The sequence below is a fragment of the Acidimicrobiia bacterium genome (assembly GCA_029210695.1).
Taxonomy (GTDB): domain Bacteria; phylum Actinomycetota; class Acidimicrobiia; order Spongiisociales; family JAHEDJ01; genus JAHEDJ01.
In genome coordinates, this window is sequence record JARGFH010000110.1 from 1 (window position 1) to 5374 (window position 5374).

Consider the following 5374-nt stretch of genomic DNA (forward strand, 5'->3'; position numbering starts at 1 on the left):
GGCGCCTGCAGTTTCTTTGACATAACTCCATCCTCGCTTCCAAGGTAAAGAGTCTCCAAGAATCCCAGGGCGATACACAACTATTGATTCAGATCATGCGAGATCGAAACGATCGTTACTCATGACCTTGTCCCAGGCGGCCACGAAGTCCCGCACCAACTTCTCCTCACCATCGCTCGCTCCGTAGACCTCGGCGAGAGCTCGCAGCTCGGAATTCGACCCGAAGACAAGGTCGACGCGGGAACCGGTCCACCGCAACTCGCCGGTGCTGCGATCACGGGCCTCGAACACGTCTTCGGCCTCCGAGACCGGCTTCCACTCTGTGCCGATGTCGAGCACGTTGGCGAAGTAGTCGCTGGTCAGCGTCTCCGGCCGGTCGGTCAAGACTCCGTGTTGAGACTGCCCGACGTTGGCGTTCAGGGCACGCATCCCGCCGACCAGAGCGGTCATTTCGGGGGCGGACAGATTCAACATGAAGGCTTTTTCCACCAGCATGTGCTCTGCTGCCAGGGGAGCGCCCTTCTGCAGGTAGTTGCGGAACCCGTCGGCGACAGGTTCGAGCAAGGCGAACGACTCAACGTCGGTCTGCTCCTGCGTGGCGTCGGTGCGGCCCGGAGCGAACGGAACTTGTACGTCGTGCCCGGCCCGCTTGGCCGCCACCTCGACGGCGGCGCATCCGGCCAGCACGATGAGGTCGGCCAGCGACACTTTCTTACCGCCGGTCTGCGAGCCGTTGAATCGCTGCTGGATCCCCTCCAGGGTGCCCACGACCTGCGACACGCCCGACGTGAGATTGATGTCCCACTCTGCCTGGGGCGAGAGGCGGATGCGCCCTCCGTTGGCACCACCGCGCTTGTCGGTGTTCCGGTAGGTCGCGGCCGAGGACCAGGCGGTCGAGACCAGCTGGGAGACCGACAGCCCCGAATCGAGGACGTCGGCCTTGAGCGCCGCAATGTCGGCGTCGTCGATCAGCTCGTGGTCGACGGCCGGGACGGGATCCTGCCAGATCAGCTCCTCGTCCGGCACCCACGGTCCAAGGTACCGGGCAACCGGACCCATATCGCGGTGCAGCAATTTGAACCAGGCCCGGGCGAACGCATCGGCGTACTCATCCGGGTTCTCGTAGAACCGCTGCGAGATCTCCTTGTAGACGGGGTCGAACTTCAGCGAGAGATCAGTCGTGGCCATCATTGGAAGTACCCGCTTCGACGGGTCGTGGGCCGCCGGCGGCATGTCTTCCTCGGCGATGCCCTTCGGGTGCCATTGGTAGGCTCCGGCCGGGCTCCTGGTCAGCTCCCAGTCATACTTGAAGAGCAACTCGAAGTAGCCGTTGTCCCAGCGGATCGGGTCCGAGGTCCAGGCTCCTTCCAACCCGCTGCTGATGGTGTCGTCACCCTTGCCGCTTCCGAAGCTGCTCGTCCAGCCAAGGCCCTGCTCGGTGAGATCGGCACCCTCGGGCTCGCGACCTACGTACTCGTCGGGATTAGCCGCACCATGGGTCTTGCCGAAGGTGTGGCCGCCGGCGATGAGCGCCACCGTCTCTTCATCGTTCATAGCCATCCGGCTGAAGGTCTCACGGATGTCGCGAGCCGCCGCGATCGGATCCGGATTGCCGTTGGGACCTTCGGGGTTGACGTAGATGAGGCCCATCTGGACTGCACCGAGCGGGCTCTCCAGCTGCCGGTCGCCGGTATAGCGCTCATCGCCGAGCCATGTGGTCTCCGGACCCCAGTAGACGTCCTCCTCCGGCGCCCAGATGTCCTCACGGCCGCCGCCGAAGCCGAAGGTCTTGAAGCCCATCGTCTCCAGCGCCCGGTTGCCGGTGAGGATCAGCAGGTCGGCCCACGAGATCTTGCGGCCGTACTTCTGTTTGATCGGCCACAGCAGTCGCCGCGCCTTGTCGAGGTTGACGTTGTCCGGCCAGCTGTTGAGCGGGGCGAAGCGCTGGGCTCCGCTGCCGCCACCACCCCGGCCGTCAAGGGTCCGGTAGGTGCCGGCGGAATGCCAGGTCATCCGGATGAAGAACGGTCCGTAGTGGCCGTAGTCGGCCGGCCACCAGTCCTGGGAGTCGGTCATCAGCGCGTCGACGTCCCTCGCCAAGGCCTCGAAGTCGAGGGTCTTGAACTCCTCGGAGTAGTCGAAGTCCTCGCCCATGGGATCGGCCTGCGGGTTGTTCTGACGCAGGATCCTGAGGTTCAGTTGGTTCGGCCACCAATGCTGGTTAGCCGTGCCTCCGACCCGCTGATGATCGGTGTACATTACCGGGCACTTGGCGGCAGACGCTTCGTCGCTGGTGACGGTCGTACCGTGCTCTTCGTTGCTCATTGCTCTCCTCCTCGTATTGACGTGGTGGTTTCCGAGTACGTTGCCCTGCTCAAGTGCCGGCTCCCGTACGGCATGCGGGACAGTGGCCCCAATAGATCACTTCGGCCTCGTCGATCTCGTAGCCCTGGTCATCGGCCACGTGCAGGCACGGCGCCGTACCGATCGCGCAGTCGACGTCGACGGTTTCGCCGCACGAGCGACAGACCAGGTGGTGATGGTTGTCACCGACTCGTTGCTCATAGCGGGCAGAAGACCCGGCCGGTTGGATACGCCGTACGAGGCCCTTGTCGACCAGAACGCCGAGGGCGTCGTACACCCCCTGGCGCGAGATGGCACCGATCTCGTACCTGACCACCTCCGCTACATCGTCTGCGGTGCCATGCGGTCGTTCGGACACCGCCCGCAGGACCGCCAGCCGCTGGGCCGTGACCTGGACACTATGTTGGCGAAGTAGGTCAGCCGGGTCGATGGATGGCTGAGCGGACATGGTCACATGATCTGCCCAATTCTGGATTTTGTCAAATATTGGCCCTAGCCCACCTGTTGGGAGCGCGAGGAAATCGCCGCAGGGACGTGCCGGAGCTACGTCTCGCTCAGTGATCCGCGGACTGTCGGCGCCGGTGAGTAGCTTGAAGGCCTCGTATTGCCTAGCCGGCTTCATCTCTCGAATCACAACAGAACTAACCCAATATGGTCTGGCCGACCAGAGCCCAACTCCCGATCTCCGGCTCACGGCAGGATGGCGTCGAGGAGGCGTTCGGCCGACACTTCGCCGAACACGGTGACGACGAAGGCGATGGTGGGGATGAGCAATCCCGCCGCGGTTCGGAGGAGGTTGTTGGTGGTGGTGACGGTCGCGGGGGCGTCGCGGATCCTGTCGTGGAGGAAGAGCAGATCCCGGAGTTCCTCCGACTCCTGTGTTGACAGGTTGGTGTAGCGCGGTCCGAACGCGTCGATACGCCGTTGCAGTCCCTGCAGTCGCTGGTTTCGGCTCCGCTCGACGATCTTGCGAACGCTCGCCGCGTATCTGAAGGCCAGGGCGAAGGTAGAAACGTAGCCGATCGCCACGAACCCGACCGCCATCGGTAGCACCAGCGCCGAGTCCCATCCCACCAGCACCACCGTCAGCACCAGAAAGAGAGTGGTCCACATCCCGGCCGTGAACGCTTGCCAAATTGTCCTTCGCATCGCCTTGCGGATCTCGGGCGAGTCGGCCGGACTCGGCCAGAAGAGCTGGTGGTCGTACCTGGCCTGGCGAGACATCGTGACCCAGTTGAGGAGGGTGTTGCTCCAGATGGGTAGTGTCCCGAAATCGTAGAGCAGCAGAGCCAGCAGAACGATGCTCCCGGCGGGAAGGTCGCCCAGGGCGGTTGGGGCAAACAGCCAGGAGGCCAGCAGCATGACGGCCGCCACCGCCACCCCGGCAGTCGCCACCACCGGCAGCCGGTACAGACGCCGGGTGAGGCCGGCCAGGTCACGCAGGTCGGACTCCCGGGCGATTGTTGGGATCAGCGCCGTCCAGTCCTCCAGCAACGGCTTCAACCGTGGCGGCACAGGGTCGTCAAAAACCGGCCAGAGGAGCGCCAAGATGACGTCGATCAGACCGTAGAGCACAAGGATCGCCGCCCACCGTCCCCAGGGGATCCCGGTCCACTGTCCGGCTAGGGCGGTAGCGAGAACCACGACGGCCAGCCTGATACCAAACCCCGTCAGCCCGTACAGCGCCGCGGCTCCTGTAGTCCGCGGTGCCAGCCCGAGGCGCCGCCGAATACGATCGCTCAGGCTGCGCAAGACCAACTCAGGGCCAACGATCCAGAGCTTGCGGAGGTTCTCCACCAGGGTGTCGAACGCCTCGGTACGTTCGGGCCGAAACTCGCGTTGAATCCCGGACGGGGTTTGCGGTAGCACAGGCTCGGTGCCCGCCTCCGCAGCGGCATTCCCCACCATCTCCGACATGGAATCGGTCGGCTGTGTCCCTCCCGGGGCTTGTGGCGTCGTTGCCACGAACCACCTCCGCGCCACCTACGTCGGTGCCTCTCGACCTAGCTCCGCAACAACAGAACTAACCCAAGCGGTGCAAGCCGACCAGAGGAAAAGGACCCAACTTCCGATCTCCGACAGTCGGGTTTCGCCGCCGCAATGAGGCTCTTATGGTGTCAAGTGGTGGTTTTCGCGATCTTGGTTTGGTTGTCAAGGTGCGGTGCGGGGTGGGCGGACACGACAGGGTTGGGCCACTGGCGTTGAGGGCATGCTCTTATTAGGTCACGCTGTCCCGCTGCTGGTGGTGAGAGCGGGGTGGGGCGGGCAGTTCATTGGTTGGACAGCCCGGTTGGGGCGTCGGCCGGTTCGGGGGCCACGCCCCTCCCTGCAGGTTTTTGGGTGTTAGGCGACGGGGAGGTGTTTGAACACTTCCCGAGCCACGTAGCGTTTCAACATCCGGACGGTCTCGCCGATCGATTTGCCTTCCTTGCTGCGTCGTTCCACATACCGTTTGGTGTCGGGGTCGGATGCGAGGCGGCTAAGGACCACCTGATAGAGGGCATGGTTGGCTTGCCGGTTGCCGCCTCGGTTGAGTCGATGCCGGATCACCTTGCCCGACGAGGCCGGCAGTGGCGCTACCCCGCAGAGGTGAGCGAACGCGGCTTCGCTTTTCAGCCGTTCCGGGTTGTCCCCGGCAGCGACGAGGAGGATGGCGGCGTTGTCGACCCCGACCCCGTAGACGTTGAGCAGGTTGGGGGCGGCGGCGTTGATCAGGGGAGGCAGCATGTGGCGGATCTGGCTGATCTGGGCATCGAGTAGTTGCACCCGCTGCGCCAACGTCTTGAGCGCCACCTTGGTGGCGTAGGTGACCACGTCACCGTTGTCTCGAGGACGCAAGGCGGCGGTCTGGTTCACCAGTTGGGTTTTGGAGAGCCCGAAGAACCGTTCCCGCAGCGGCTGGGGGGCGGTGAATACCAGATGCCGCATCTGCACCGGGCGTGTCAGATCCTCTGTGTAAGAGGGGTGGCCTGACATAGTGACCCTGGCGGTTGGAGTCGGGGTCCGTGGA

4 protein-coding genes are annotated in these 5374 nt (G+C 64.1%); all 4 read right to left on the reverse strand.

Features of this window, described 5'->3' with window-relative positions; genetic code table 11:
* Window positions 1-93: 93 nt before the first annotated feature.
* Window positions 94-2325: a catalase/peroxidase HPI gene (katG, locus tag P1T08_18115; protein ID MDF1597993.1), complete on the reverse strand. Its 2232-nt coding sequence runs from the start codon at window positions 2323-2325 to the stop codon at window positions 94-96.
* Between the two features lie 49 nt (window positions 2326-2374).
* The gene (locus tag P1T08_18120) at window positions 2375-2812 is read right to left on the reverse strand and encodes a Fur family transcriptional regulator (protein MDF1597994.1); all 438 of its coding nucleotides are present in this window, start codon (window positions 2810-2812) and stop codon (window positions 2375-2377) included.
* 242 nt (window positions 2813-3054) lie between these two features.
* The gene (locus P1T08_18125) at window positions 3055-4329 is read right to left on the reverse strand and encodes a hypothetical protein (protein MDF1597995.1); all 1275 of its coding nucleotides are present in this window, start codon (window positions 4327-4329) and stop codon (window positions 3055-3057) included.
* A gap of 378 nt (window positions 4330-4707) precedes the next feature.
* Window positions 4708-5374 (reverse strand): transposase (locus P1T08_18130; GenBank protein ID MDF1597996.1); only part of this gene is annotated, 667 nt, incomplete at its 5' end.

Bases quoted from the DNA above. Each gene is read 5' to 3' on its own strand.
- katG (MDF1597993.1), bottom strand. From the start codon at position 2,325: ATGAGCAACGAAGAGCACGGTACGACCGTCACCAGCGACGAAGCGTCT.
- P1T08_18120 (MDF1597994.1), bottom strand. From the start codon at position 2,812: ATGTCCGCTCAGCCATCCATCGACCCGGCTGACCTACTTCGCCAACAT.